Origin of the sequence: Ensifer sp. ZNC0028 (genome assembly GCF_000799055.1) — a bacterium.
Classification (GTDB): Bacteria; Pseudomonadota; Alphaproteobacteria; order Rhizobiales; family Rhizobiaceae; genus Ensifer.
Genome location: NZ_JTLA01000015.1, coordinates 25935 through 49963 on the forward strand (window position 1 = coordinate 25935; position 24029 = coordinate 49963).

At 63.4% G+C, this 24029-nt stretch carries 25 protein-coding genes; 8 read left to right on the top strand and 17 right to left on the bottom strand.

Annotation, left to right across the window (positions count from 1 at the left end; genetic code table 11):
* The first annotated feature begins 187 nt into the window (after positions 1-187).
* Entirely contained in the window at positions 188-1645 is a 1458-nt protein-coding gene (locus L981_RS04150) for an MDR family MFS transporter (protein ID WP_043611993.1), read from the top strand.
* A 55-nt stretch (positions 1646-1700) separates the two neighbouring features.
* On the opposite strand, the gene L981_RS04155 is transcribed toward L981_RS04150, so the two are convergent.
* The 9 genes from L981_RS04155 to L981_RS04195 all read right to left on the bottom strand — a co-directional run bounded on the left by L981_RS04155 (position 1701) and on the right by L981_RS04195 (position 11712).
* Positions 1701-4394, bottom strand: coding sequence for a TonB-dependent receptor (locus L981_RS04155; RefSeq protein ID WP_043611995.1), 2694 nt, complete (start codon positions 4392-4394; stop codon positions 1701-1703).
* A 124-nt stretch (positions 4395-4518) separates the two neighbouring features.
* Positions 4519-5517, bottom strand: a complete 999-nt coding sequence (locus L981_RS04160; RefSeq protein WP_245281565.1) for a FecR domain-containing protein — start codon at positions 5515-5517, stop codon at positions 4519-4521.
* Positions 5510-6025 carry a sigma-70 family RNA polymerase sigma factor gene (locus L981_RS04165; RefSeq protein ID WP_245281566.1) on the bottom strand — a complete coding sequence of 172 codons (516 nt, stop codon included), beginning with the start codon at positions 6023-6025 and terminating at the stop codon, positions 5510-5512. The genes L981_RS04160 and L981_RS04165 overlap by 8 nt, the downstream gene beginning before the upstream one ends.
* A gap of 303 nt (positions 6026-6328) precedes the next feature.
* Positions 6329-6868, bottom strand: coding sequence for a papain-like cysteine protease family protein (locus tag L981_RS04170; protein WP_043612001.1), 540 nt, complete (start codon positions 6866-6868; stop codon positions 6329-6331).
* A 242-nt stretch (positions 6869-7110) separates the two neighbouring features.
* Positions 7111-7752 carry a hypothetical protein gene (locus L981_RS04175; protein ID WP_043612003.1) on the bottom strand — a complete coding sequence of 214 codons (642 nt, stop codon included), beginning with the start codon at positions 7750-7752 and terminating at the stop codon, positions 7111-7113.
* A gap of 62 nt (positions 7753-7814) precedes the next feature.
* Complete coding sequence (locus tag L981_RS04180; RefSeq protein ID WP_043612005.1) at positions 7815-8423, bottom strand: hypothetical protein; 609 nt, start codon at positions 8421-8423, stop codon at positions 7815-7817.
* A 176-nt stretch (positions 8424-8599) separates the two neighbouring features.
* Positions 8600-9283, bottom strand: a complete 684-nt coding sequence (locus L981_RS04185) for a hypothetical protein (RefSeq protein ID WP_043612007.1) — start codon at positions 9281-9283, stop codon at positions 8600-8602.
* A gap of 129 nt (positions 9284-9412) precedes the next feature.
* Positions 9413-9946 (bottom strand): helix-turn-helix domain-containing protein, encoded by a 534-nt coding sequence (locus tag L981_RS34365; RefSeq protein ID WP_197067093.1) that lies wholly within the window; start codon positions 9944-9946, stop codon positions 9413-9415.
* A 929-nt stretch (positions 9947-10875) separates the two neighbouring features.
* Positions 10876-11712: an oxidoreductase gene (locus L981_RS04195; RefSeq protein WP_043612009.1), complete on the bottom strand. Its 837-nt coding sequence runs from the start codon at positions 11710-11712 to the stop codon at positions 10876-10878.
* A gap of 116 nt (positions 11713-11828) precedes the next feature.
* Here L981_RS04195 and L981_RS04200 point away from each other — a divergent pair, with 116 nt between their 5' ends.
* The 4 genes from L981_RS04200 (at position 11829) to L981_RS04215 (ending at position 16233) form a co-directional block, all read left to right on the top strand.
* On the top strand, positions 11829-12731 hold the full coding sequence (locus L981_RS04200) for a LysR family transcriptional regulator (protein ID WP_043612012.1): 903 nt from the start codon (positions 11829-11831) through the stop codon (positions 12729-12731).
* Between the two features lie 146 nt (positions 12732-12877).
* Positions 12878-14227 (top strand): HAMP domain-containing sensor histidine kinase, encoded by a 1350-nt coding sequence (locus tag L981_RS04205; protein WP_043612013.1) that lies wholly within the window; start codon positions 12878-12880, stop codon positions 14225-14227.
* A gap of 298 nt (positions 14228-14525) precedes the next feature.
* Complete coding sequence (locus L981_RS04210) at positions 14526-15845, top strand: DUF2778 domain-containing protein (protein WP_245281567.1); 1320 nt, start codon at positions 14526-14528, stop codon at positions 15843-15845.
* A 121-nt stretch (positions 15846-15966) separates the two neighbouring features.
* Entirely contained in the window at positions 15967-16233 is a 267-nt protein-coding gene (locus tag L981_RS04215; protein WP_043612018.1) for a DUF2277 domain-containing protein, read from the top strand.
* Between the two features lie 95 nt (positions 16234-16328).
* Here the strand turns inward: L981_RS04215 and L981_RS04220 are convergent, their stop codons facing one another.
* From L981_RS04220 to L981_RS04245, 6 genes are all read right to left on the bottom strand, one after another.
* Positions 16329-17348 carry a sulfate/molybdate ABC transporter ATP-binding protein gene (locus L981_RS04220; RefSeq protein ID WP_043612020.1) on the bottom strand — a complete coding sequence of 340 codons (1020 nt, stop codon included), beginning with the start codon at positions 17346-17348 and terminating at the stop codon, positions 16329-16331.
* Entirely contained in the window at positions 17345-18223 is an 879-nt protein-coding gene (cysW, locus tag L981_RS04225) for a sulfate ABC transporter permease subunit CysW (RefSeq protein WP_043612023.1), read from the bottom strand. Before cysW ends, L981_RS04220 begins: the two co-directional genes overlap by 4 nt.
* 2 nt (positions 18224-18225) lie before the next feature.
* Positions 18226-19047, bottom strand: coding sequence for a sulfate ABC transporter permease subunit CysT (gene cysT, locus L981_RS04230; protein ID WP_043612026.1), 822 nt, complete (start codon positions 19045-19047; stop codon positions 18226-18228).
* Positions 19048-19130: 83 nt separating this feature from the next.
* On the bottom strand, positions 19131-20117 hold the full coding sequence (gene cysP, locus L981_RS04235; RefSeq protein ID WP_043612028.1) for a thiosulfate ABC transporter substrate-binding protein CysP: 987 nt from the start codon (positions 20115-20117) through the stop codon (positions 19131-19133).
* Between the two features lie 176 nt (positions 20118-20293).
* Complete coding sequence (locus L981_RS04240; RefSeq protein ID WP_043612031.1) at positions 20294-20623, bottom strand: type II toxin-antitoxin system RelE/ParE family toxin; 330 nt, start codon at positions 20621-20623, stop codon at positions 20294-20296.
* Positions 20620-20859 (bottom strand): type II toxin-antitoxin system ParD family antitoxin, encoded by a 240-nt coding sequence (locus L981_RS04245; protein ID WP_043612033.1) that lies wholly within the window; start codon positions 20857-20859, stop codon positions 20620-20622. Before L981_RS04245 ends, L981_RS04240 begins: the two co-directional genes overlap by 4 nt.
* 18 nt (positions 20860-20877) lie before the next feature.
* Here L981_RS04245 and L981_RS35745 point away from each other — a divergent pair, with 18 nt between their 5' ends.
* From L981_RS35745 to L981_RS04255, 3 genes are read left to right on the top strand one after another with little or no spacing between them, the layout of a single operon-like run.
* Positions 20878-21000 carry a hypothetical protein gene (locus L981_RS35745; RefSeq protein ID WP_256364272.1) on the top strand — a complete coding sequence of 41 codons (123 nt, stop codon included), beginning with the start codon at positions 20878-20880 and terminating at the stop codon, positions 20998-21000.
* A 34-nt stretch (positions 21001-21034) separates the two neighbouring features.
* Entirely contained in the window at positions 21035-21487 is a 453-nt protein-coding gene (locus L981_RS04250; protein WP_043612036.1) for a hypothetical protein, read from the top strand.
* Positions 21488-21518: 31 nt separating this feature from the next.
* Positions 21519-21965 carry an MEKHLA domain-containing protein gene (locus L981_RS04255; RefSeq protein WP_043612039.1) on the top strand — a complete coding sequence of 149 codons (447 nt, stop codon included), beginning with the start codon at positions 21519-21521 and terminating at the stop codon, positions 21963-21965.
* 43 nt (positions 21966-22008) lie between these two features.
* On the opposite strand, the gene L981_RS04260 is transcribed toward L981_RS04255, so the two are convergent.
* Both L981_RS04260 and L981_RS04265 read right to left on the bottom strand, forming a co-directional pair.
* Complete coding sequence (locus tag L981_RS04260; RefSeq protein ID WP_043612040.1) at positions 22009-23451, bottom strand: TRAP transporter large permease; 1443 nt, start codon at positions 23449-23451, stop codon at positions 22009-22011.
* Positions 23448-23987 carry a TRAP transporter small permease gene (locus tag L981_RS04265; RefSeq protein WP_082005883.1) on the bottom strand — a complete coding sequence of 180 codons (540 nt, stop codon included), beginning with the start codon at positions 23985-23987 and terminating at the stop codon, positions 23448-23450. The genes L981_RS04260 and L981_RS04265 overlap by 4 nt, the downstream gene beginning before the upstream one ends.
* Positions 23988-24029: the final 42 nt, after the last annotated feature.

Below are 24029 nucleotides of genomic sequence, written 5' to 3' on the forward strand. Positions count from 1 at the left end.
CCCTTCGTGACGCCGCGCGGAACTCCGACACCGCGATACCGACGGCCGAACGCGGTTCTCAGGGCCCACCCGATCGTCACGACGGTTGACTATCGAGGTGGCAACCTCTCTGAATACCGTCACGACACATTAAACGACTGATTGCATCGGACTTGCGTGAATGACCGAGACGTCTCAACGAAATGGAATGGCCGCGACGGCCCCCGCCCTTTCCGAACCGGAAAAGAACATCATCATCGGCGGCGTTCTTCTCTCCATGCTTCTGGCGGCACTCGACCAGACGATCGTGGCGCCGGCGATGCCGACCATCGGCAAGGCCCTGGGACACGCCGACTACCTGCCATGGGTGGTGACCGGCTACCTGCTGACCGCGACAGCCATGGCCCCGCTTTACGGCAAGATCTCCGATATCTACGGACGGCGGCCGACGATCTTTGCGGCCATCATCATTTTCCTTGCGGGATCGCTGATAAGCGCGCTGGCGCCCAACATGCTGACGCTGATCGTCGGCCGCGCCGTTCAGGGCCTGGGTGGCGGCGGCCTGTTCGCACTGGCGCAGACCGTCATCGGCGACCTCGTACCGCCCCGCGAACGGGCGCGTTACGCCGCCTGGATATCGGGAACCTGGGCGGTCGCGAGCATCGCCGGTCCACTCCTGGGCGGCACCTTCGCCGAGCATCTGCACTGGTCGCTGATCTTCTGGATCAACATTCCGCTGGGGCTGGTGGCGATGGCGATCATCAACAAGCCGCTGAGGAAGCTTCCGACCGTCGCCCGCGCGCACCGGATCGACGGGGCCGGAGCCCTACTGCTCGTCGCTGCAACGTCGCTTTTGCTGCTTGCGCTCAACTGGGGCGGCAGCCGCTATCCATGGTTCTCCGCCGTCATACTCGGCCTGCTCGGCGCTTCCGTCGTGCTGTGGATCACGTTTGCGCTGCGGTTGCGCAGGGCAAGCGAACCGCTAATCTCGCTGGAAGTGCTTGCCAATCCCATCGTCCGCTACGGAACGCTCGCCATGTTCCTGGCGCAGGGCGCCAATGTCGGGCTCTCGGTCTATATCCCCGTCTACGCGCAGACGTTCCACGGCCTGTCGGCCAGCAGTTCGGGTGTGGTGATGCTCGGCCTGCTGCTTGGAACGGTCTGCGGAGCGACAACCAGCGGGCGGACGATACCGCGCATCGTCCACTACAAGAGGATGGCTCTGATCGGCGGCGCGCTTGCATTCCTTTGCCTGGCGGCCCTTGCTGCTCTCGCCGGCCGGACCTCGCTCATCGTCCTTGAACTCCTGACATTCGCCGCAGGTTTCGGCTCGGGCATGACTTTCCCGGTGGCGACGATTTCGGTCCAGAATTCCGTCGACCAGACGCATCTTGGCGTCGCGACCGGGGTCCTGACCTTCCTGCGATCGCTCGGCGGCGCCCTTGGCGTTGCGGCTTTCGGCGCGATCGCCCTTGGCAATGGCCTGCCGCTCGCTGGCGAAGGGGTGGAAGCGCTCGGCGCGACGGTTACCTCGGCCGTGCCCTTCACCTATATCTTCATCGCGAGCGCTGCAGCGATGGCGGCAGCGCTCGCGCTTTTTCATCTCATGCCGGAAAAGCCGTTGCGCGGTCGCGACGAGACCGCGGTGGCCGCTGCGGTCGAGTAGCAGCACCGCTGATGGCCGCGCCTGTCCCGGCGCGACCATCAATCGGATTGCGGGCTTAGAACTCCGCCTTCAGCGACGCGTAGAAGGTACGTCCCGGGCCGGGCTGCTGCACCAGGCTCAAGGGATCGACATAATAGGCGTCGGTCAGGTTCTCGATGCGGAAGCTCGCCGTCAGGCTCTCGTTGATCCGGTACTCTGCGAACGCGTCCACCAAGGTATAGGGCTTCCAGTTAATCAGCGAGATGAACTGCGAAGCGCCCTGGGCGGTCACGTCGCCATGGCCGATCGCGCGCGATCCGGTGCGCGAAATCCGCCCGCCGACTGTCAGGGCATCGTCGAGGAACGTCTGCGACAGCGTCAACGCGACCGTGTATTCCGGCGGCACCTGGTTGGTGGCGTAGTCGGCATAGAGCGACTTGTTCCCGCATGTGGTCGCCGTCCGGCAAAACTCGACATCGGTGTAGTAGTTGGCGGCAAGCTCGGCGGTAAAGCCACCGCGTTCATAGCGACCGGACAGTTCTATGCCCTGGAAATGCGCGCCGGCGATGTTGTGGATGCGCATGCCGGAGATACCGCGCGGATCGGTATACCATTCGCGCGAGATGTAGTTGTCGACATTCCAGTCGAAGAAGCCGAGCTTCATCATCGCCTGGTCGTCGGCCGAAAACACGCCGTCGCGCCTGAGATTGGTGCCCACCTCCCAGTTGCTCGACCGTTCCGGGCGCAGGTTGGAATTGACGTTCATGGTGAAGGCTGAAACACCCTCGAAGATGCTCGGCGAGCGCAGCGCGTTCGAGTAGTTCACATAAAACTGCGTGCCGTCGAAGGGCTCCAGCGTCACGCCCACCGACGGGCTGAAGCCGCCGTCGCTGAGCGCCGTGTCGTACGTGTAGCCGGGGCGGACCTGTTCGGGGGCGTTTCGATCCTCTGTCCAGTAGTGCTGGTAGCGCAGGCCACCATTGATCGTCAGCCAATCGGTGGCTTTCCAGGCGGCCTTGGCGAAGGCGGCCGCCTCCTGCCGCGTGCCGTCGCGAAGGTCGAGCCATGTCTCGAGTTCCGGCGTGAACTTGCTCGGTCGCGTATCCTCGCTCAGGAACGACAGGCCGTAGGTCAGGTCGAGCGGGCCGTAGTCGGTCGTCAAGGCCGACGTGTTTGCAACATCGGCGCCCCACATGAAGGTATCGGAGCCGGTGCGGAAATCGGCCGGCAGGCCGAAATCTCCGGGCTGCGGATAGAGCACGCCGCTCCGCCGGGGATTGCGCAGTTCCAGCCGCGTGGCCCAGAGATTGGCCTTGAGATCGATCAGGTCATTGTCGTCAGGCTTCCAGCTGTAGCGAAGCGTGCCGGCATCGACCTTCGTTCCGGCGGTCTGGCCCTGCTGTATCGCCTGGCCCCGATCCGAAGTCAGGCGCGACGCCAGGAGGTCGCCAGCCTCGCTGCGAAACCCGTTGTAGCCGAACTGCAGGCTGTGACCGTCCTCGAAACGGACAGTGCCCTTGGCGAGATAGGACTTTGTCTGGAGCTGGGTATTCAACACCTCCTCGCCGGCGCGGTAGTTGGCGATGCCGATGTTCTCGATGTAGTCCTTCCACCCCCGGGCGGGCGGCAGGCATACGCCGCTTTCATAGCAGAACGGCCGCGGCCCCATGCTCACCGGCACTGCCGAAGGTCCGTTGCTGCCGGCATGATAGTTGCCCTGGCGGCGATAGGCGTAGCCGGCAACGAGGTCGACGTTCTCCTCCTGCATCGCGCCGACGATGCTGCCCGAGCCGCTGGTCGGATCGAAGAACGAGGGGCGGTCCATTCCGTCGCTCTTTGCCGTAGCCACCGGCGGCGCCCAGGTGCCCCCCGGCCAGGCATAGCCGGCGGTGGTGCCGGCCGGCGGTGGGGTGGAGGTGTTGGTACCAAACCCGCCCTTGACCCGGAGACCGAATGTCCGCCCCTCCTTCACGATGTCGCCGGCATCCAGCGTGCGCATCGCCACCGTGCCGGCGATGCCGCTCGATGCAACGTCCGAGCCCTTGGTGATATCGACGCCGCCCAGAAAATCCGGATCGACGAAAGTCCGGTTGGAGATGCCCTGATATCCCTGGTACACCGTGGCCGAATTGCTGGCGCCGTCGACGGTGACGGCGACACGCCCCATGCCCTGCATGCCGCGGATGTTGACGTCGACGGCGCCCGCGCCGTTGCGCGCTTCGCCGGAGAGCACGCCCGGCGTACCGCGGAAAATGTCTGCCGGGCTCGAGCCGCGAAAGCGGTCGATGTTTTCTTCCGAGATGTAGGCGGTCGGCGCAGCCGTTTCATAGGGCGCATCCACCGGATTGATGATGCCGCCGCCGGCGACGATCGGCGCAAGCATCGTCTCTCCGTCGGCCGCACCGACCGCGTGCGCACCGGAAACGCGCTCGGTAATCGTGACGGTCCCGCCGTTCAGGCTATAGGAGAGGCCGCTGCCGGACAAAAGCTGCGACAGCGCCTCTGCCGGGGGGATCGAACCGCTCACGGCAGGCGCGGATTTCCCCTGGGTCAGCGATGCCGAATAGGCAAGTCTCAGCCCCGACTGCCGCGCAAATGCCGTAAGCGCCGCGGTCAGGGATTGCGCCGGAATGTCGAAAGTGATGGCACCGGAACGGGCCGACCGCTCCTGTTGTGCCAGAGCCGGCACTGCCGTTTGAAGTGAACCGACCGCCGTGGTTGCGACCACGACCGCGCCAAGAAGTTTGTTTCGCCCCGTTTGTCTGGACATCTGATCCCTATTCCCATGCTTTGAGCGAGGGACCGGTATTCCTGCTGGCAGGACACATCCCTCAAAAGCCGAGACGAGGCGGCACCCAAAAATCCGCAACGGCGTTCGAAAAAAATGAAACCGGCTAGACCGCCGAGATCAGTGTCACGAAGCGGGTCATGCGTGTGACCCGGATCGGCAGCCCGGACGCAAGCGCTGCAAGCGAGGCGTCCGGCGTTCTCAAATCCAAAACGGCGCTGACCAGCGTCGATTTCAAGCGGTCGTGACTGAAGACGATCCAGCCGCCGTGATAGCGGCTGAGGGCCGCGACGACGTCGCCGAGCCTGCGGTTTTCGGCGACATACATGCCGGACTGCCATGCGAGCGCGATGGCCGAATCCTGCACGACCGGGCTGCCGATGGCGCCGTCACCACCGACCGACACACGCTCCCGTTCGGCGAGCGTAACGCCCATGAGGTCGCCGCCAGCCATTGGCGATACGCGAACGGAATGACGGGTCACGGCAATACCGAGCGAACCATCGGCAGCATTGGCGTCCACGTCGAAAGCGGTTCCAAGGGCCGTGACGATGGTTTCACCTGAGGCAACCTGAAACGGCCGCGCGTCCGCCACCACGTCGAAAAATGCCTGGCCTTCCTTCAGAACCACCCGGCGGGCCCGTTCGTCGAAATCCACGTCCATCGCAGTGCGCGCGTTGAGGATCACCCGTGACCCGTCGGGCAGGTCGATCGAACGCGTCTCTGCCGTGGCTGTCGCGTAATCGGAGCCGAGGATGCGCAACCAGGGGCGCGAAGCGGCAAGCCCGCCGCCCAGAACAGCGATGCCGACCGCGCCGGTCAGAAGGCGACGGCGCGAAAGGAGCGCGGTGTCCCGGCCGGGATAGATGAGGCCGGTCCGGCGATCGCGGCGCAGATGTGCCGCATCGTCCCACAAGGCTTCCGCTTCCACCGCTGCCGCCTCGTGCTCTGCGCTTTGTCCACGCCACGCCTCATAGGCGCGCTGGTCGTCTACGGTCGCCTCACCGGAATGGAGCCGGACGACCCAGCCGAGCGCCGCGTCGGAGATGTCTTTCGCAGGACAATGCGTTGCCGCCGATGCGGGTTTCATCGCCCTTTCAGACATGGTCCATCTCGCGCCGCACGTCGCGGCAATGGCACAGCGCACGCAGCATGTGCTTTTCGACCATGCTGACCGAGATGCCAAGTGTTTCGGCTATTTCCCGGTGCGAATGGCCCTCGACCTTGTTCATGATAAAAGCCGTCCGGCAGGCGATCGGCAGTTCGTTCAAGAGAACGGATAGGGCTGCGACCTTGTCGCGAAATTCCAGCCGCAGCGCAAAGTCGTCCGACGACGACAGCCGGTCTGCCTGGTCCAGTTCGACCCGGCGCGACCACTCCCGCTCCAGCTTGATGCGAAAGTCGATCGCCGCATTTCGGGCTGCCTTGAACAGGTAGGAACGCGGATGCTCGACACTGCGGCGGTCGACCCTCACCATGCGCAGATAGGCGTTCTGAACCACTTCCTCGCCGTCGTCCCGGTTACCGATCAGGCGCGAGGCGTAGCGCACCACCTCCTTGTGGTGGCGCCTGAAGAGCAGGCCGAGCCAGTGATTGAGAGAACTTGCCACCATGCTGCCCTTCCTAGCGAAGCGCGACGCGGCGGTCTTGGGAGTGGATTTCGACGGGCATGGCGCAAACTTCGCGGGGGATCCTGCGGCTTGATTGATGCCGCAGGCTAATACTTGTCTCTTATACTCATGTTTAGTCGCCCAGCAAGCGCCTTGGGTAGAATGGCTGCAGATTTTGCAGATCAAGCCGGCTCAAGGCACGGCCCGAACCCGGACCGTCCGCGAATAAGAAGCACGGTCGCCTTCATGACCGCCGGCACCGGATGCCCGGAGAAACCGGGCAATCCGACGCCGGCGCTCAAGCGCTTATCCGAACAGGATCGCGACACGTCCGGGGAGTTGCAGGAAGTTTGCGAGCGACATTTGCGGTGTCAAGCCGCCCACCCCTTCCGGCCAGGGATCGCGCAGCAGCAGTGTGTTGCCGTCGTTCTCGTAGCCGTAGACGACATAATAGTGGTAGGCGTTGCCAATCACGAAGATGCGGTTGTTATCGATCTCGGTTTTGACGGCCTGAGCGGTCAGGGGCACATTGAGGAAATGACCGCCGGTCGTCGCGTTGTCAAAAGCGTTCCATTGGGTCCTGACCAATTGCACGACCTGGCTATTCCGATTGGCTCCGTCATTTTCCAGTTGGTCTGTGGAAAGGTCGAGCGCCTGAGCGATTTGCAGGCGTTCCTGGACCGCGGGGTCGAGCGAAGCCAGCGCGAAGGTGCTCCGCCGGGCAATGTCATATTGTGACACGGCGGGCAGGTTGCGAAAACTGCGAACCATCGCCTCCGCAGCGGCAAAGCACCATGCAGCCGAACCTTGCGGGACGAGTGGCGGCGGATGGAGAACTGTGGTCATTTCGAACTCCTTCTAGAAAACATTGGCGATGAAGATGCGGCCTCGACCTGACATGGGCGGAGAATTCCGCAACCGCTGGGTCGAGCAGTGCATTGACAGACGGCTCACGGCATTTGCGGCGGTGGGCGCCCTCGGCATGCGGCAAGCATGCGGGTGCGGCGGCCCATGGTTGGTCTGGTCGTTTCCATGCTGGCTTCCTTTCGTCAGGAAGGGGAACAGGCATGCGAGGCTTGAGCGTGCGGTCAGCCGAAAGGCGCATCGGCGCTTGGCGCAGACGTGCATCGCAGAATGTTTTCCGGGCTCAACTCGACGCGTTGCGCCGGCGAAGACGGGTTGAAGTCGACAACCTGAACATTGGTCTGCGCCTCGGCATCGATCGCCTCTCCGGCGGTATAGCTGCCGAACACGACCCAGCAGCGGTTTCGGTGAGGGATGAAGGCACCGAGGACATTGACGTTGAAATCCACGGTGTAGATGGGCGACTTTCCAAGCGCGATGCCGAGGTGGATCGGAAAGTCGAAAGTCGCATTGAGCTGACGGATCGTGAGTGCGCCTTGCGCACCCCCCGTTCTCAGGTTCTGAAAGGTCGGAGCACCAAAACTGTCGGAACCGAAGTCGATGAGGTTTTCGCGCTCGGGGTCCGCAGCGACATACTGGTAGGCGGTAAAGGTCGTGCGTCCGCCAAAGGTGCCGCGTTCGCCCCAGATGAAGCCGACTTCGGTCGACCACGAGAAGCGCACCTGGGTGCCGGGTGCCGCCGGACGCGCAAGCCACGCCAGGCATGCCGGCCCCGTCGGACCGGGGGCTGACGGCGGAACCTGGTAGAGCGCGAAGCTGCCATGCAAACTCGAATTGTTGACGCAGGTAAGCCTATACTCGGACATATCGGGTCTCCCTGAGCGGTGAGAGGAAGAGGCGGCGGCTGTTTCAGCCGCCGCCCGCGGCGTCACGAAACCGAGATCAGGTTGTCGAGACCGAGCAGCGCCGTGCGCGACGTCAGTGCACCGCCATAGGTGACTTCGACCGCGCCGGTGACGTCTTCGATGTCGATGACATCGCCGGTCTCATAGTTGCCGAAGATCACCCAGTAGTTGGGATGCGGGGAGAAGACCGCCGTCATGTTGGGCGCCGCCTGGACCGCGAAGGTGCCGGAACCGGCCATGCCGATACCGACGGAGGTGCGGTTGGGCGCGACGTTCGAAAGCTGCTGGATCGTCAGCGAGCCGAGAGCGCCGTTGACGCTCGGATTGACGAAGGTCGTCGCACCGGCCGAGTCCTGGGTCAGCTGGATCAGGTTCTGGCCGTTGGGATCTGCCGAGCGCACCTGTGTTGCCGAGAAGTTGATGCCCGGCTGTAGCACGCCGGTCTCCGACCAGACGAAGCTGTAGTCGAGACCCCAGGTAAAGGTCACGCGGCTTCCCGGCGCGGTCGGACGAGCGAACCAGGCGAGTGAGAACACGTTGCCGGGGGTCGTCGTCGGCGGCGCTTTTTGAAAGACGGCGAAGCTACCGGTCAGCTGCGAGTTGTTCACGCATGTCAAAGAGTATGACGTCATCGGTGTTACCTTTCGTTTCTGGATTAGCGCCCGGGATCACATGGTGGCCGGCACCGCCTCCGGGGCTGAAGCGGCGCCGACCAGCCCCTCGCTGCCCGCTCAAGGGGAAGGGACAAAAGGGCAGCGAGGGGGATTGCCCGACGAGGGAGGTGTCGCCGGGCAAGTTCGTGGAAACGTCAGCCCGTCTGGACGATCAGGTTGTCCGGTCCGACTTTGATCTGCGCGCTGGCGGCGCTGGCGCCACTCGATGCGAACATGACCGTCGATCCCTGATCGACATCGGAAATTGCAGGTGGCGGATAGGTGCAGGCCGTACCGAAGACCACGGTGACCGTCCGCGACAGGTCCGGCTCGAGGATCAACGGGCCCATCCCGGCCGGCGGTGCAAGTAGGATTGCAGCGGGACCGACGACAAGGCCGACCAGGCTGGCCGGCGGGACGCTGAGATCGAAATCGACCTCGACCGAATTCGCCGGCCCTCCAGTAGAAACCGCTATGGCATAGGTGCCATTCGCAAAGGTGACGGTGGCCTTGCCTCCGAGTGTCACCGGGGTCTTTTCAGCCGTTGCGGGGTCGCCTTTGCCGTTGCCGGCAATCGCCAGGAGGGCCAGGGCGCCGCTCCCGCCGTTCCAGGTGAGCGTCGTCTCCTCTTGACCTGACCTCGTCACGTTGGAGATTAGGGCAGTCAGCACCTGCACGCTGACTGCGGGGCTCTTGAGCGGCGGCGGAAAGACGCTGAAATATGAAACGCCCGCGACGCTCGATCCATTCGTTGCGCTCAGCGTGAACGTGGTCGGAGTTGCTGAAGGCGGGGTATCACCCGGCGCGGTGGAGGCTTGATCTGCGATCTGCTTCGACATGCCAGAGATCCCTTTTCACGAGCCATCCGGCTCTGCATTCACTCTCTATGGGTGCAGAAAAATAGCAACATCCCCTTTGGTTGTCTTTGGGTGAGCATCCCAAAAACTTGGACGACCGTCCCAGCGGGCTCATATGCTCCTCAGTTCCGTTATCCATTCGGAGAAAGAGGTTCCGAGCGTAAACGGCAGCAGAATGCCCCCTAGAGTTGCGCCTTCTCTATTCCGCGCCTGGTCACGGGCCGCGCGTGGAGAAAGGCCGAAGGCCTGCCGGAACAGGCGGCTGAAATGCGCCTCGTCGGCAAACCCCATGTCGAAGGCGATGTCGCCGATGCGACGGTCGGCGTGGCGGGGATCGCACAATGCAAACAGGGATCGGCGCAGCCGGCGCCTGCGGATGTAGGTTTCAACGCCGCCCGTCATCTCGAATTGCCGGAACAACTGGCTGCGGGAAACGCCGAGCTCGCGCGCGAGCCGGGCGGTGGTCAGGTCGCGATGATGCAGGTTGTCTTCGATGTGGCGGCGCAGGCGGCGACCAAGATCACCTGTGCGGCCGCCCGGCTTGCCGCCATCTGCGGGACCAAGGCAGGACGCCAGAAGATCCGGGATGATCGACCCGAGCGACGTGAGTTCGTTGGCACCGAAGCGGAGTGCCGCGTCGGCCAAGGCCTGGACGACGCCTGAAACGAAGACGGCGATCGCGCTGCCATGGGACAGAATGCGCCCAGAGATCGGCTGTGGGGGCGCGACAGCGACAGGCAGCAGTGCCCGCGGCACGATCAGGTGAACGGCTTCTGCCGCCCTCATGGAAAAGGCCACGGGCGTTGACAGATCGGAGACGGCCACATCGCCCGGTCGAAGGCGCCTCAGCCGTGGCGCGGTCAATCCAATGCGCCCGCCGATCACGCACGAAATGACGATGTGGTCGAGATCATCGCGGGCGAGACGCAAATCGGTGCGCCGATATCGCCCACCGTCAGCATTGCTGCGGCAAAGCAGAAAGGTCCCGAAATGATGAACGACGAGGTTCGCCCGAAATGCCGCCGGTGGCAGATGTTTCGCAGGCGCGCTTTCGAACAGGATGTCGAGAACGGATCGCCAGGCTTCGAAGGGAGCATCCCTGCCGGAGGTTGCAAAACGGAAACTGGGGTACGGGTCTGGTCTACCCGTCTGGCGCGGCAACTCTGTGGTTGTCTCGCTCACTCCGCTCCCTTTGGTTGCATGACGTGAAAGAGATGCGACTTTTACTCTAGTTCGCGAAGAGGAGAAGAGCGGCTTCCGTTCGACAGCGCTAATGCATTCTAAAGTCGGATCGACGCGGATTTCTAAGCGCTGGCCCAGCTTGGGTCAGATGGTCTCTTGGAACATCGGCAGAGCCGGTCACCCTGCCCAGCACAGACCATGCGGAACGGCCAGCCGCCGCGCCGTTTTCCTCAAACGGTGCGGCGGCTGGCCTGGCGGTAGTGGTCGTGTTGGTCGAGGTATTTACTGCATGCCCCGGGGAGGTCGACCTCGGATGGTAAGCCCGGAACCGCCTCTGGGTGTCCCGATTGCGGACATCGACGTTGCGAAGGAGCTCAGTGTCCGCTCTTCGTTCAAACCGCCGGTTCGAAGTCCGTTGAAACGGAAACCGTGCGCCACCGGGCAAGAAGGTCGCGATCCGAAGCGTGCTTGGCCTCAATCGCAGCCACCGTGTCGCTGCCAAGCGGAAGCCGGACCGGCGGCTGCTCCGTATCGACGAACGAGATCAGCACGTCGGCAAGCCTGTCGGGGTTGCCCGGCTGGTTATGGCTGATCTCCTTCGCCTTGCTGCGAACCGCACCTGCAGTTTCCGCATAATCGCTGATCTCGATCGGGCTGACGCTCAGCGACGTCGAGTCGAGAAAATCCGTGCGGAAGTAGCCGGGCTCGATCGCCGTCGCATAAATCCCGAGCGGCGCGAGTTCCGCCGCCAGGGCCTCGGTCAGTCCTTCGACGGCAAACTTCGTCGAGCAGTAGACGCCGAAACCAGGGCCGCTGCGGTAGCCGCCGACGGATGAGAAGTTGAGGATCCGCCCATCGCGCTGGCGGCGCATATGCGGCAGGACCGCGCGGGTGACCGCCAGAAGTCCGAAGACGTTCGTCTTGTAGAGCGCTTCGATCTCGGAGCCGGTTGCTTCCTCGACTGCGCCCAGCAGACCGTAGCCGGCATTGTTGACCAGGACATCGATGCGCCCGAAGCGCGCGATCGCCTGGCCGACAGCTTGATGCGCCTGATCCTCGTCGGTGACGTCCAGCGCAACGGCCAAGAGATTGGGATGGTCCCCGAAGCGGTCCGCAATTGCCTTCGGATTGCGCGCCGTCGCGACCACCTGATCGCCCTTGGCCAGGGCCTTTTCAACGATAAGAGCACCAAATCCACGGGATGCGCCAGTGATGAACCACGTATGCATGTGAACCTCCGGTTTGTTTCGCCGCTCCATCGTCGGCGGCTGAAGAGGTTGTACAGCGAGGCATCTACTGAGATAATCGACTGGATTCTCGTTGAGCTGATGAGAGATTTTCATCAATGCGAACCATATCGCCGTCCGACCTGTCACCTTTCCTTGCGCTTGCCCGCCACCAGAGCTTCCGCCGTGCGGCAGACGAGATCGGCTGCACGCCGTCCGCGCTCAGCCATGCCTTGAAGGCACTGGAGGAGCGCCTGGACGTTCGGCTCTTCAACCGGACCACCCGCAGCGTCGCACTGACCGAAGCCGGGGAACTTCTGCTCGCCCGTGTCGCGCCCGCCTTCCGCGACATCGAGGACGCACTTGACGACCTCAACAATTTTCGAGGGGCGCCGATCGGGCGGCTGAGGTTCAACACGGCACGCGCTTCGGCAAAAATGGTGCTACTGCCCCTCGTCGCGCGATTTCTCGAAAGTCATCCGAAGGTCAACATCGAGATCGTGGTCGACAACGACCTGGTCGACATGGTGTCGGAGGGTTTCGACGCCGGCGTTCGCTTCGGCGAGATCGTCGCGCAGGACATGATCGCCGTGCCGATCGGTCCGCGCCAGCGTACCGCGATCGTGGCAACACCGTCCTTCTTTGAGCGCCACACAAGGCCGACCACGCCCGAGCATCTGAAGGCGCTGCCTTGCATCGGGTTGCGCTTTGGCAGCGGACGCCTCTACGCCTGGGAGTTCGAGCGCGGCGGTGTCGAAGTTCAGGTCGAGGTGACCGGTTCCCTGATCGTCGACGACCAGGACATGATGGTCGACGCTGCCCTTCTCGGCGCGGGGATAGGCTTTGCCTTCGAGGACCAGGTGCGCGCGCTGATCGACGAAGGCAAGCTGGTTCGCGTGCTTGAAGACTGGTGCCCCTACTATAGCGGTTTCTATCTCTATTATCCGAACCGGCGGCAAATGCCGGCAGCGCTCAGGGCATTCGTCGATTTCGCCAGGGTCCGGGACAGGTCAACGCGCTGAGGTAGAGGTCGTCCAAGCTGTCCGCGTAATGTCCGTGCAACCTCCTGTTTACAATCGTCTCCGCACGGTTTTACTGGCATCGGTTTTTGCCGCGTCAAAACAAGCGTCAGCCGAACGGCGTAGCCGGTCCAACAAACATGGTGCGGATGGTGTGGAAGCTCTGGCCCCGGTCTCTCAAGCAGCGTCTCATCGCGCACCTGCTGGTCCTGCAGCTGGCGGTGCTTCTCGCGTTCGGCCTGTCCTTCGTCACGCTGCTCGTCGTCGCTGACGAAGGCGGCGCGCTCGTCAGTCCTGCCCCGGTCGAGACAGCATTCCGCGCGATCAAGCGGGGCGCTGGCGGCAAGCTCGAACTTGCTGACACCGCGGACCTGGCGCGCGTTCATCGCGAACAACCGCATTTCTGGTTCATCGCGCGCAGCGACAGGGGTGAAATCGTCCAGTCCGGCGACGTGCCGGAGATCTACCGCGGCATGACGGTGGCGCTCGACCGGATGACCTATTCGGACATCCGCGACGACGGCCCGCCATCGGATTATCTTGCCGTCATCCGGCGCATGACAAACGAGGAAGGCAGCTTCACCGTATTCGGGCAGGGAACGCTTCTGAGCCAACCTTCGCTCATTTTTTCCTTCTCGCGCCTGTTCGTCGCGCCGATGCTGGTGCTGCTCGCGCTCGTCACGATCTTCTCGGTGCCCCGCATCGTCAACCGGGCGATCCGGGGCATCTCCGATCTCGCGCGCGAAACGGACGAGATCGACATTACGCTCCGAAGCCACCGGCTGGCCGAAACGGCGGTGCCGAGCGAGGTCCGTCCGCTTGTGCGCAGCATCAACAGCGCGCTCCACCGGCTCGATCAATCCTACGGCCAACACCAGCGCTTCATCCTCGACGCCGCCCACGAGCTGCGAACGCCCGTGGCCATTCTTCAGGCGCGTCTCGACCTGCTCGCCTCCGGGCCGGAGCGCGACCGGCTGATCTCCGACTGCGAGAGGATATCGGCGCTCGCCGAACAGCTGCTCGACCTGCAGCGGCTGGAAGCCAGTGCCAGGCCGTTCACGTCCGTCGACCTCGTCGCGCTCTGCCGCAACGTCGCCGCGGACCTCGCTCCGCTCGCCATCGACGAGGGCTACGATCTGTCGTTCGAGCAGAACACGGAGCAGTCGATGATGCAGGGTGACGCGGTCTCGCTCGAGCGCGCGGTTACCAATCTCGTCCAGAACGCGATCGAGCATGCGGGAAACCAGGGCGTGATCGTCGTGCGGGTCGAGCCGGACGGCGTGATCGAAGTCAGCGACGACGGGCCTGGCATTCCGGAGGCGGAACGCGAGCGCGTCTTTGAAGCCTTCTACCGCCTCAAGCCACGGGAACGCGGCGCTGGTCTTGGCCTCAATCTCGTTCTGCAGATCACCGAGCGACACAATGGCCGTGTGAGCATCCTGACCGCACCGAGCGGTGGCGCATGCTTCCGGCTGGCGTTCCAAGGCGCGCGCATCTGAGCTGCAATCCACGGTATTTCAACTGATGGGCTTGAACGCCGTGCGCGCAAAAACAGACCGGAAAGCGGCCAAAATCGGCCTTTTCGACGAAAGAAAATCGATCTGGGGTCTATTTCGGCGGTTGGAAAGCAAAATTTAACCATACTTCTCCATCTTTTGTCCATCAGTCGTCAAGAAGGGGACAATCCAGAAATCGCGCAGCGGCGTTCGCTCGCCGGGGTGAGAGCCTTTGTGAGATTTTCTGGCTTGATTTGCGTTGTTGAGTAAGATCATTCGCCCACAGTCTTTGCACCGTCTGTTGCGCCCATTGCTGATCACTTGCTGCGGCACCGCCCTCGTCGGCGCGGCTGCGTGGTCGCTTGTCGGCATGGCCGCGATCGGCAATTCCTACGCGCATGGTTCCGGCCGCCTGCTGCCGAAGCCGCAGCTGCATTTGGCTGAGAAGACCAAAGAGCGCGTCTGGGACAAGCACGCCAGAACCAACCAGGCGACGCGGCTCGTGGCCGCGGCCGCGGCGCAGCCGGTTATGGTCGCAAGCCTCGCTCCCAGCGAGGCGAGGTTCGCGTCCGATCCCCTGTTCCCGATGGACGCGGAAACGATCGGCAAAAGTGCCCGGATCGCAGCTGCGGTGAAAAAGGCTGTTCTCTCGTCCGAGAAAGTCGCAAGCAACCCCGTTCCCGCGACCCAGCCTCACCGTCAGATCGCCACGGTAAGCCTCCCGGCGCCGGAACGCTTCGCGCCGATCGCCAGCGTTGCCGCGGCCAAAAATCCGGTCCAACTCGCCTACGCCACGCCCTCCCAGAGCCACGTGGAAGGCAGCGCCTTTTCCGCTTTGTTGACGGCGCCGTCCGAGGACGATCTCGCCGAACAGCCGGACCAGGACCAAGACGAGACTGAAGACACGGCCGCCCTGCCGAGCCATGAGGACACGCCCTCGGTTGGTCCCATGCCGCAATTCCGCCCCCGCACCGCGCAGGCGGAAAAGCCGCCTGTCGAAGACGAAAAACCTGCGACCAAGCAGGCGGAAGCCGCGGCGGTGAAAAAGGAAGAAGAGACCGCCAAGGCAGACGCGGACGAAGCGCCGAAGAAGCAGAAGCTTGCCTATGCGCGGCCGGAAGATCCGACCGAAAACAGTGCCGGCACCGGCTTCGGCCAGGCGCTGCGCAACATGTTTGGCGGCGGAGCGAAAGCCGGCAACGGCGTCGCCGTCTACGACGTCACCGCTGCCAAGGTCTATATGCCTGACGGCAGCGTGCTCGAGGCCCATTCCGGTATCGGCAAGATGGCCGACAACCCACGCTACGTCGACGTCAAGATGACCGGACCGACGCCGCCGCACACCTATAATCTCAGGATGCGCGAAACCCGTTTCCACGGGGTCGAGGCGATCCGCATGCTGCCGGTCGACGGAAGGAACAAGCACGGCCGCGACGGCTTCCTGACGCATAGCTACCTGCTGCGCGGCAAGCGCGCGGAATCCCATGGCTGCGTCGCCTTCGCCGACTATCCGCGGTTCCTCACCGCCTTCAAGCAGGGCAAGGTCAAGCAGATCGTCGTGGTGCCGAGCGGCGGACGCGCGGCCGGCATACGCCTGGCACAGAACGGCCGGAACTCCTGAGCGGAGCCGGCCAACGGTCAGATTGCGGGCAGCCGGCGGTAAAGGTCTTTCGCTGACGAGGAACGGGCACTAAGATCCGGGCCTCGACAGGAGCGAGAACGAAGAGGACCGGGAGCCCGCCATGTGCCGAAACATCAAACCCCTGTTCAATTTCGAGCCGCCGGCGACGAACGCCGAGGTGCATGACGCTGCACTGCAGTTCGTGCGCAAGCTGAGCGGAACCAACAAGCCGTCCAAGCGGAACGAAGCCGCGTTCGAGCATGCAGTCAATTCGATTGCCGCATGCGCACAGGAACTGCTCGACGCACTCGAGACGTCGCAGCCCCCACGCAACCGCGAGGAAGAAGCAGCCAAGGCGCGCGCACGGAACGCCCTCCGCTTCGCCTGACGGCGGCCGGAGCCCGCTGCGGCTTCCTGCCTGTGAATCCTGGCCGCCGCCCGCGTCGCAAGCTGCGGAAACCCTCGGCGGCTTCCACGCTCAACCTATATCGCAAACACCGTTGCGCGACGCAGCGTCACGTAGCCGGTGTCGCCGGCCTTCACGACCCGCTCCGGCTCAAGGTCCAGTTCCAACGGCACGCCGCGCTCGGTCGTCGCGACCACTCGGCGGCCGCCCGGGCGATCCATCACCCGGCTGATATTGGCAGCGATGCCGGGACCTCCGATCGCCCAATCGAGATCGACCGGCCGGGCGTAAAGCTCGGCCTTGCCGTCAGCGATCCCTGCAGCATCGATGACCGCGCCATCGGCATAGGCCCGACCGCCACGCACTTCGGCGAGCAGCATGTTGGCATCGCCGAGGAACTTCATGACGAAGGCCGACTTCGGCTCGCGGCAGACCTCCTCCGGCGTCCCCTGCTGGACGATGTGGCCGTCCTTCAGGATAACCACGCGGTCGGCGAGGTCGAGCGCCTCTTCCTGGTCGTGAGTGACGAAGAGCGTGGTGATGCCGAGCTCACTATGGATTTCGCGCAGCCAGCGCCGCAGCTCGCGCCGGACATTGGCGTCGAGCGCGCCGAAGGGCTCGTCGAGCAAGAGCACCTTGGGATCGACGGCGAGCGCACGGGCCAGTGCGACGCGCTGGCGCTGTCCGCCGGAGATCTGCGCCGGAAACCGTTCGCCGAGCCCTTCGAGACGGACCAGCCGCAACAGTTCAGCGACCCGCGCCTGGATGGCCGCCTTGTCGCGCTTGACCTTCGAGACCTCCATGCCGAAGGCGATGTTCTGCGCCACGGTCATATGCGGGAAAAGCGCGTAGTGCTGGAACACGAAGCCGACGCCGCGATCGCGCACCGGGATGTCTGTCGCATCCTGGTCGCCGAAATAGATGTGGCCGCCATCGGCGAATTCGAGGCCGGCAACCATGCGCAATATCGTCGTCTTGCCGGAACCGGAGGGCCCGAGCAGCGCGACGAGCTCGCCACTTTCGATCTCGAGCGACACGTCCTTGACGGCACGGAAGGTTTGGAAAGTCTTGACGACGTGGTCAAGGCGGATCTTCATGATGCATTCTCCGCGGAATTGGCAACTGGGCGGACGCGGCCCGCCCCTTGGCGCTCCAGAGCGACCTTGGCGATGAGGGTGAAGACGGCAATGAGCGCCAGAATAGACGCCGAGGCAAAAGCGCCCGCCGCCTGATAATCGTGATAGAGCAGCTCGATATGGAGCGGCAGGGTGTTGGTCTGGCCACGGATGTTGCCCGACACGACCGAAACCGCGCCGAACTCGCCCATCACGCGCGCATTGCAAAGGACGACGCCGTAGAGCAGCGCCCATTTGATGTTGGGCAACGTCACCGAGAAGAAAGTGCGAAAGCCGGAAGCGCCGAGGGAAACGGCCGCCTCTTCGAGGTCCCTCCCCTGTGCCTGCATCAGCGGAATGAGTTCGCGGGCGACAAACGGCGCGGTGACGAACATCGAGGCGAGCACGATGCCGGGAATAGCAAACAGGATCTTGATGCCATAGGCATCGAGCGTCGGGCCAAACAGGCCCTGCAGCCCGTAGACGAAGAGATAGGCAACGCCCGCGACGATCGGCGAAACCGAGAACGGGATCTCAATCACCACCAGCAGGAAACCCTTGCCGCGGAAGTCGAATTTGGTGATCGCCCAGGCGGCGGCCACGCCGAAGGCGGTGTTGACCGGTACGGCGATCAGCGCCGCAAGCACCGTGAGCATGATCGCGTGGCGCGTGTCGGGATGCAGGATCGTGTCGCGATAGACCTGCCAGCCCTTGGCAAAGGCCTCGACGCCGATGATCAGCAGAGGCGCGAGGATCAGGAACGCGCCGATGATCAGCACGATGCCGATCAGGGCGCGGCGGAACAAGGGGCCGTCGCCGACCCGCGGCAGCGTGCGTGCGGTCTTTTTTAAACGCATGGTCAGGACCTCCGCGTGTAGCGCAGCGCCCGCGCCTGCAGCCAGTTGGTCACGGCGAGCATGAGGAAGGCCGTCAGCAGCAGCACGGACGCGATCGCCGCCGCCGCCTGATAATCGTATTCCTCCAACCGAATGAAGATCAGCAGCGCGGTGATCTCGGTCGACATCGGCTGATTGCCGGCGATGAAGATGATCGCACCAAACTCGCCGAGCGAGCGGGCGAAGGACAGGGAGACGCCGGCGAGAAGTGCTGGTGTCAAGAGCGGTAGGATAACCTTGCGGAAGATAGCGATATCCGAGCCGCCAAGCGACTGGGCCGCCTCCTCCAGCGCCGGATCGAGATCCTCCAGCACCGGCTGCACCGTGCGCACGATGAAGGGCAGCGAGGTGAAGCACATGGCGATCATGATGCCGATAGGGGTATAGGCGACCTTGATGCCGTAGTCCTCGAGGATCGAGCCGAACACGCCGTTGGTCGTGAACAGTGCGGTCAGCGAAATACCGGCAACGGCCGTCGGCAAAGCGAACGGTAGGTCGACCATGGCATCGACGATGCGGCGCCCCGGGAAGCGGTAGCGCACCAGGACCCAGGCGAGCGCCAAGCCGAAGAAGAGATTGAAGAGCGTCGCGCCAAGCGCGGCCGTCACGGTGACGCGATAGCTTGCGAGCGCCCGCGGCGACGAGACGATCTGCCAGTAATCGAGAGGGCCGAGGCTCGCCGCCTTGAACACGAGGGCTGCCAGCGGCAGAACGACGATCAGGCTCACATAGAGCAGCGTCACCCCCAGCGACAGGCGTAACCCGGGCAGGACATTGCGTCTCAAGCGTTCATTTCCTTGTCATGTCATGGTGAAACCCGGCAGACGGTTCGTCTGCCGGGCTGATTGATTGCGAGGTCAAAAAACGATCAGCGGCTGCCGTAGAGCTTGTCCAGGATGCCGTCGGACGCGAAGTGCTCGGACTGGATCTTGCTCCATCCGCCAAAGACGTCGTCGACATTGACGAGGCGAATGTCCGGGAACTGCGCCTTGAATTCGCCGGCAACCTTCTCGTTGCGAACGCGATGGCCGAATTCAGCAGCGATGCGCTGGCCTTCCTCGGTATAGAGGAAGTTGAGATAGGTCTTGGCGAGCGCTTGCGTGCCGTGTTTCTCGGCAACCTTGTCGACGACTGCGACCGGGAATTCAGCAAGCAGGCTGACCGACGGGATCACGGCTTCAACCTTGTCGGCACCATACTGCTTGGCGATGCTGCGGGTCTCGGCCTCGAAGGTGATCAGGACGTCGCCGGTTTCGCGCTCGACGAAGGTCGTGGTCGAGGCGCGGCCGCCGGTGTCGAACACCGGAACGTTGTCGAAGATCTTGGTGATGTAGGCCTCGATCTTCGCCTCGTCGCCCTCATAGGCCTCCTTGGCCCAGGCATAGGCCGCCAGATAGGTGTAGCGCGCATTGCCCGAGGTCTTCGGATTGGGGAAGACGGCGTGAACGTCGTCACGGGCAAGGTCGGACCAGTCCTTGATGTTCTTCGGGTTGCCCTTGCGCACCAGGAAGGACGGGAAGGAATAGAAAGGCGAGGCATTGTTCGGGAACGCCTTCGCCCAGTCCTTGGAGACAAAGCCGTTCTTGGCCAGGAACTCGATATCGGTGGTCTGGTTGAAGGTGACGACGTCGGCTTCCAGGCCTTCAAGGATCGAGCGGGCCTGCTTCGACGTACCGGCATGCGACTGGTCGATCGTCACGCCCGGATGCTGCTTGATGAAGGCCTCGTTCTCGGCCACGAAGAGTTCGCGCGAAACGTCGTAGGAGGCGTTGAGAAGCTTCGTCGGCTCCTGTGCCAGCGCAGGGGTCACAAAATGCGCGACAAGGGTGGCGCCGAGAATGAGGAGGCGTTTCATGCGGTTCTCCGGTGTTGATGCTGACCGAGAACGTATCGGCAGGCGTGTGGAAGCGCGAGGGAACGCGGACCCTGGTTGTGCCAAGCCTTAGAAATTTCGTCTCGTTTCCGCTCAGTTTCGCGGAGTTTTTGCCTCAGCTTTCCCAAGGCAACCAATAGCTTACAGTCGGTGAGCCGTCAGGAACCGTCCGGCCCTTGCATCCATTGCGGGATGTCCCGCTTGGCATGCAGCACGCGCCACACGTCGACATGGTCGGCCTGTTGACGGTAAAAGACGATGTAGGGATATGTCCTCAACCCGATGCTGCGCAGATCGGGGAGTGTCAATTCGTAGGCATATCGCAACGATCCGGCCTCCGGATGGGTGCCGATCAGGTCGTACGCGGCCTGAAGCGCGTCGATAAACCCGAGAGCGACGTCCGGCCCCGCCTCGGTTGCGTAAAAATCGATGGCCGCGTCGACATCGTTGCGGGCCAGTTCGCGTGAAATGACCGGCTTGCCGCTCACTTCTGCCGTCGGCCGCCAACCCGGTCACGCAAGCCGGCAAAATAGTCGGCGTCGGCAGGCTCGGCCTGCGCGGAGGCGGCGCCGTCGAGCAACAGCCGGCGCAGATTGAGCCGATCCTGATCCCGGCGGATCAACTCCCGGATATACTCGCTGCTCGTCCCATAGCCTCGCCCGGCGACCTGCTCATCGACGAAGCTTTTCAGATGGTGCGGAAGGGATATGTTCATCGTGCTCATGGGGGAAGATTAGCGACCATGGCAAAATTTGGCAAGGATGACGGCTTTGTGGTCCTTCTCAAGCTCGCGCTCGCGACGGAAAGTCATTCCGGCGCCACCGATCTGGCATTCTGGGGACTAGATACACCCCTGGCGCTTTGACTAGATAGGCGTTCACGGCAGGGTTGGCGATTCGATGACGATATACTTCAAGGCAGGAATTTCCGATGAAACGGCGCTCGGGATGATCGAGCGGTGTTTCTCCGATGCGAACGACTATGACGGCTATCTCGACATTTTTGCCGACTACACCGAAAAGACCGTCTCGTGGAGCAAGGGCAGATCCGTCGAGGAGTTCAAGGACCAGATCACCGAGGCGCTGCGCGCGGCCTGGGAAGCTTCGCCCTTCTGGCAGGTCTATGAGCGCCGCGAAGAGCGGGACGACGCTGGCACCAACGAAATTCGAAGGGCAGCGATCGCGCTGACCCGCACCTATGGCGGCGTGGTCGTGATCACCCTCAGCCTGCTTGGAAGGCGTAGCAGCGCGAATGACCTCGAACTGGTGTTCGTCTGTTTCCAGGAAGATGCGCAACGCCGGAATTTCCGGGTGCGTTATGACGGGAAGTTCATTCCGTCCCTGAATGCCTGACGCCCACCCCCGGGCATGGAGACGAAGGGCGATGACAACCGACTATGATGCCGATGACGCCTTCGCCCTGATCGTTGCAAGCTTTCGCCAGGTGACCGGCAAGGCGCTGGTCGACCATCCGTTCGACGGCCGCTGGCTCTACGAGAGCGCACCCTTCGCGCTTTTGGCGCACGACCGGTCGGAGGACCCGCGCTTCTTCTACGCCAACAAAACCGCCCAGGCCTGCTTCGGCTACACCTGGCAGGAGTTCATCGGCATGCCGTCGCGCCTCTCGGCCGAGGCGCCGAACCGCGAGGAACGGCAGCGTCTTTTAGACAGCGTCTCCACCAAGGGCTTCATCGATAACTATCGCGGCCTTCGGATTGCCAAATCCGGACGCCGCTTCTGGATCGAGAACGCCATCGTCTGGCAGTTGGTGCGCGCCAACGGCGAACATGCCGGCCAGGCCGCCATGTTCCACAGCTGGAAGGATCTGTAAGCGCGCCGCCCAAGGCGGAGGGTGCACCCCCGTCTGCTTCCTCTCAATTCAAAAGCCGGACCAGTGCCAAAGCGACGCCCGGCGACAGCGTGATGATCGCCAATCGGATGAGGTCGGCAATGACGAAGGGCATGACGCCGCGGTAAGTCTGCACGATCGGGACATCCGTCGCCAGCTTGTTGATGATGAAGACGTTGAGGCCGATCGGCGGAGCGGAAAGGCCGATGCCGACGACGATGAGGACGAGAATGCCGAACCAGATGGCGACATCCTCGGTCGGCATGCCCAGATCCAGCGTCAGGATGATCGGAATGAAGACCGGCAGCGTCAGCAGGATCATCGCCAATTCATCCATGACGGCGCCAAGCACGAGGTAGGTGACGAGCATTCCGCAAATGACGACATAGGGCGGCAGGCCCGACTGTCCGACCATTGCGGCAAGCGTCGCCGGCATCTGCGTCAGCGCCAGAAACGCGCCGAAGACTTCCGCGCCGAGCAGGATCAGGAAGATCATTCCGCTGGTTTCGGCCGTTTGCAGCAGGGCGTTTTTCAGGGCGCCGAGGCTTAAGGTCCTTTGCAGCAGGCCGACCAGCAGTGTTACGGCAGCCCCCACCGCGGCACCTTCCGTCGGCGTGAACACCTCGCCATAGATGCCGCCGACCACCGTGACGGCGACGGCCGCCGCCGGCACGATCGCAAAGTCCGCAGCCAGCAGCAGCAGGCCGAATATCGCCAGCAAGATCCCGCCGACCGTCCCGAGCGAGCCGACCAGCCAACCGATGACGCCACCGGCCAGAATGACCAGCCCCAGCGGCCTCGCCCAGAACGGACGAGGCGTTCGAACCGTCTCGGTCGCCGTCACCGGCGGCGCGAGATCGGGCCTGCGCCGAACGACGATCGCAATCGCGATCAGGTAGAAGGCGGCCGCCAATAGCCCCGGCACCAGGGCTGCCTGAAACAGCTTGGCGATGTTCTGCTCGGCGGTGATCGCATAGACCACCAGGATGACGGATGGCGGAATGAGGATGCCGAGGGTGCCTCCGGCGGCAATCGTCCCGGTGCCAAGCCCGACATCGACCCGGGCTCGGCGCAATTCCGGCAGCGCCGCGCGTCCGAAGGTCGCCGTGGTCGCGACCGACGAGCCACAGATCGCGCCGAACCCGGTGCAGGCGGCGATGACGGCCATCGGCATTCCGCCCTTGAATCGTCCGAAGCCCCGCTCGGCGACACGAAACAACGTTGCGGCAATGCCCGACTGCTCGGCGAGCGCGCCCATCAGGATGAAGAGCGGGATGACCGAAAGCGTGTAGCTGGCAAACTGGCTATAGGTGTTGGTCTGCAGATAGTAGACCAGCGCATGCGGGCCGGAGAGATAGGCATAGCCAACAGCACCGACCGCAAGCATGGCAAGAGCGATCGGCATCCGGATGGCGATCAAGAGCAGCATGGCCGCAAAGCCGACGAAGGCAATGGCAAAACCGCTCATCGGCCGCCTCCAATTTTCAAGAGGGAAACGGAAAGTCCGATGACGGCCGCGAGCGCCGCCAGCGCGGCACAGGTCAGATAGACCGGCCAGATCGGCCAGGGCAGCTGGATGAGGGTGGTCCCATATCCCCTCGCCTCCAGGCCACCGGTAAAAAGACCCCAGGCAAAAAACGCCAGGCAGCCGGCCAAAAGCAGGTCCCACAGGCCGTCGATGACCCGGGTGACGCGTGCAGGAAGAGCCAGCGTGAAGGTATCGACGGCAATGTGGCCATTGCGGGCTTGCGTGTATGCGAGAAAGGAGAAGGCGGCGACACCGACCGCCACCTCCACCAGTTCGTAATCGGCCGGCACCGGCCGATTGAACAGCCAGCGGCCGAGCACGCTGACGGTGACCAGTCCCGCCGCAAGGCAAAGAAGCGTGCCGCCGATGAGTGCCAAACCGGCCGCGAGGCGTTCGACTTCCCTGCGGCGCGGCACCCTCACCGCGTCCTCGTATCCTACGTCTTCCATTGTTGAGGCCTCGAGCTGTTGGTTCATGCAGCGGCGCGTTCAGGCGCCACGTTCAGGCGAGTGCGGCCG

Excerpts from the sequence above, each read along its gene's own strand:
- L981_RS04255 (WP_043612039.1), top strand. The coding sequence starts at position 21,519 with ATGACAACCGACTATGATGCCGATGACGCCTTCGCCCTGATCGTTGCA.
- L981_RS04195 (WP_043612009.1), bottom strand. The coding sequence starts at position 11,712 with ATGCATACGTGGTTCATCACTGGCGCATCCCGTGGATTTGGTGCTCTT.
- L981_RS04160 (WP_245281565.1), bottom strand. The coding sequence starts at position 5,517 with ATGTCTGAAAGGGCGATGAAACCCGCATCGGCGGCAACGCATTGTCCT.
- L981_RS04215 (WP_043612018.1), top strand. The coding sequence starts at position 15,967 with ATGTGCCGAAACATCAAACCCCTGTTCAATTTCGAGCCGCCGGCGACG.
- L981_RS04265 (WP_082005883.1), bottom strand. The coding sequence starts at position 23,987 with ATGAACCAACAGCTCGAGGCCTCAACAATGGAAGACGTAGGATACGAG.
- cysP (WP_043612028.1), bottom strand. The coding sequence starts at position 20,117 with ATGAAACGCCTCCTCATTCTCGGCGCCACCCTTGTCGCGCATTTTGTG.
- L981_RS04200 (WP_043612012.1), top strand. The coding sequence starts at position 11,829 with ATGCGAACCATATCGCCGTCCGACCTGTCACCTTTCCTTGCGCTTGCC.
- L981_RS35745 (WP_256364272.1), top strand. The coding sequence starts at position 20,878 with ATGGCAAAATTTGGCAAGGATGACGGCTTTGTGGTCCTTCTCAAGCTC.
- L981_RS04250 (WP_043612036.1), top strand. The coding sequence starts at position 21,035 with ATGACGATATACTTCAAGGCAGGAATTTCCGATGAAACGGCGCTCGGG.
- L981_RS04205 (WP_043612013.1), top strand. The coding sequence starts at position 12,878 with ATGGTGTGGAAGCTCTGGCCCCGGTCTCTCAAGCAGCGTCTCATCGCG.
- L981_RS04245 (WP_043612033.1), bottom strand. The coding sequence starts at position 20,859 with ATGAGCACGATGAACATATCCCTTCCGCACCATCTGAAAAGCTTCGTC.
- L981_RS04220 (WP_043612020.1), bottom strand. The coding sequence starts at position 17,348 with ATGAAGATCCGCCTTGACCACGTCGTCAAGACTTTCCAAACCTTCCGT.
- L981_RS04260 (WP_043612040.1), bottom strand. The coding sequence starts at position 23,451 with ATGAGCGGTTTTGCCATTGCCTTCGTCGGCTTTGCGGCCATGCTGCTC.
- cysW (WP_043612023.1), bottom strand. The coding sequence starts at position 18,223 with ATGCGTTTAAAAAAGACCGCACGCACGCTGCCGCGGGTCGGCGACGGC.
- L981_RS04165 (WP_245281566.1), bottom strand. The coding sequence starts at position 6,025 with ATGGTGGCAAGTTCTCTCAATCACTGGCTCGGCCTGCTCTTCAGGCGC.
- L981_RS04170 (WP_043612001.1), bottom strand. The coding sequence starts at position 6,868 with ATGACCACAGTTCTCCATCCGCCGCCACTCGTCCCGCAAGGTTCGGCT.
- L981_RS04185 (WP_043612007.1), bottom strand. The coding sequence starts at position 9,283 with ATGTCGAAGCAGATCGCAGATCAAGCCTCCACCGCGCCGGGTGATACC.
- L981_RS04175 (WP_043612003.1), bottom strand. The coding sequence starts at position 7,752 with ATGTCCGAGTATAGGCTTACCTGCGTCAACAATTCGAGTTTGCATGGC.
- L981_RS04150 (WP_043611993.1), top strand. The coding sequence starts at position 188 with ATGGCCGCGACGGCCCCCGCCCTTTCCGAACCGGAAAAGAACATCATC.
- L981_RS04180 (WP_043612005.1), bottom strand. The coding sequence starts at position 8,423 with ATGACGTCATACTCTTTGACATGCGTGAACAACTCGCAGCTGACCGGT.
- L981_RS04155 (WP_043611995.1), bottom strand. The coding sequence starts at position 4,394 with ATGTCCAGACAAACGGGGCGAAACAAACTTCTTGGCGCGGTCGTGGTC.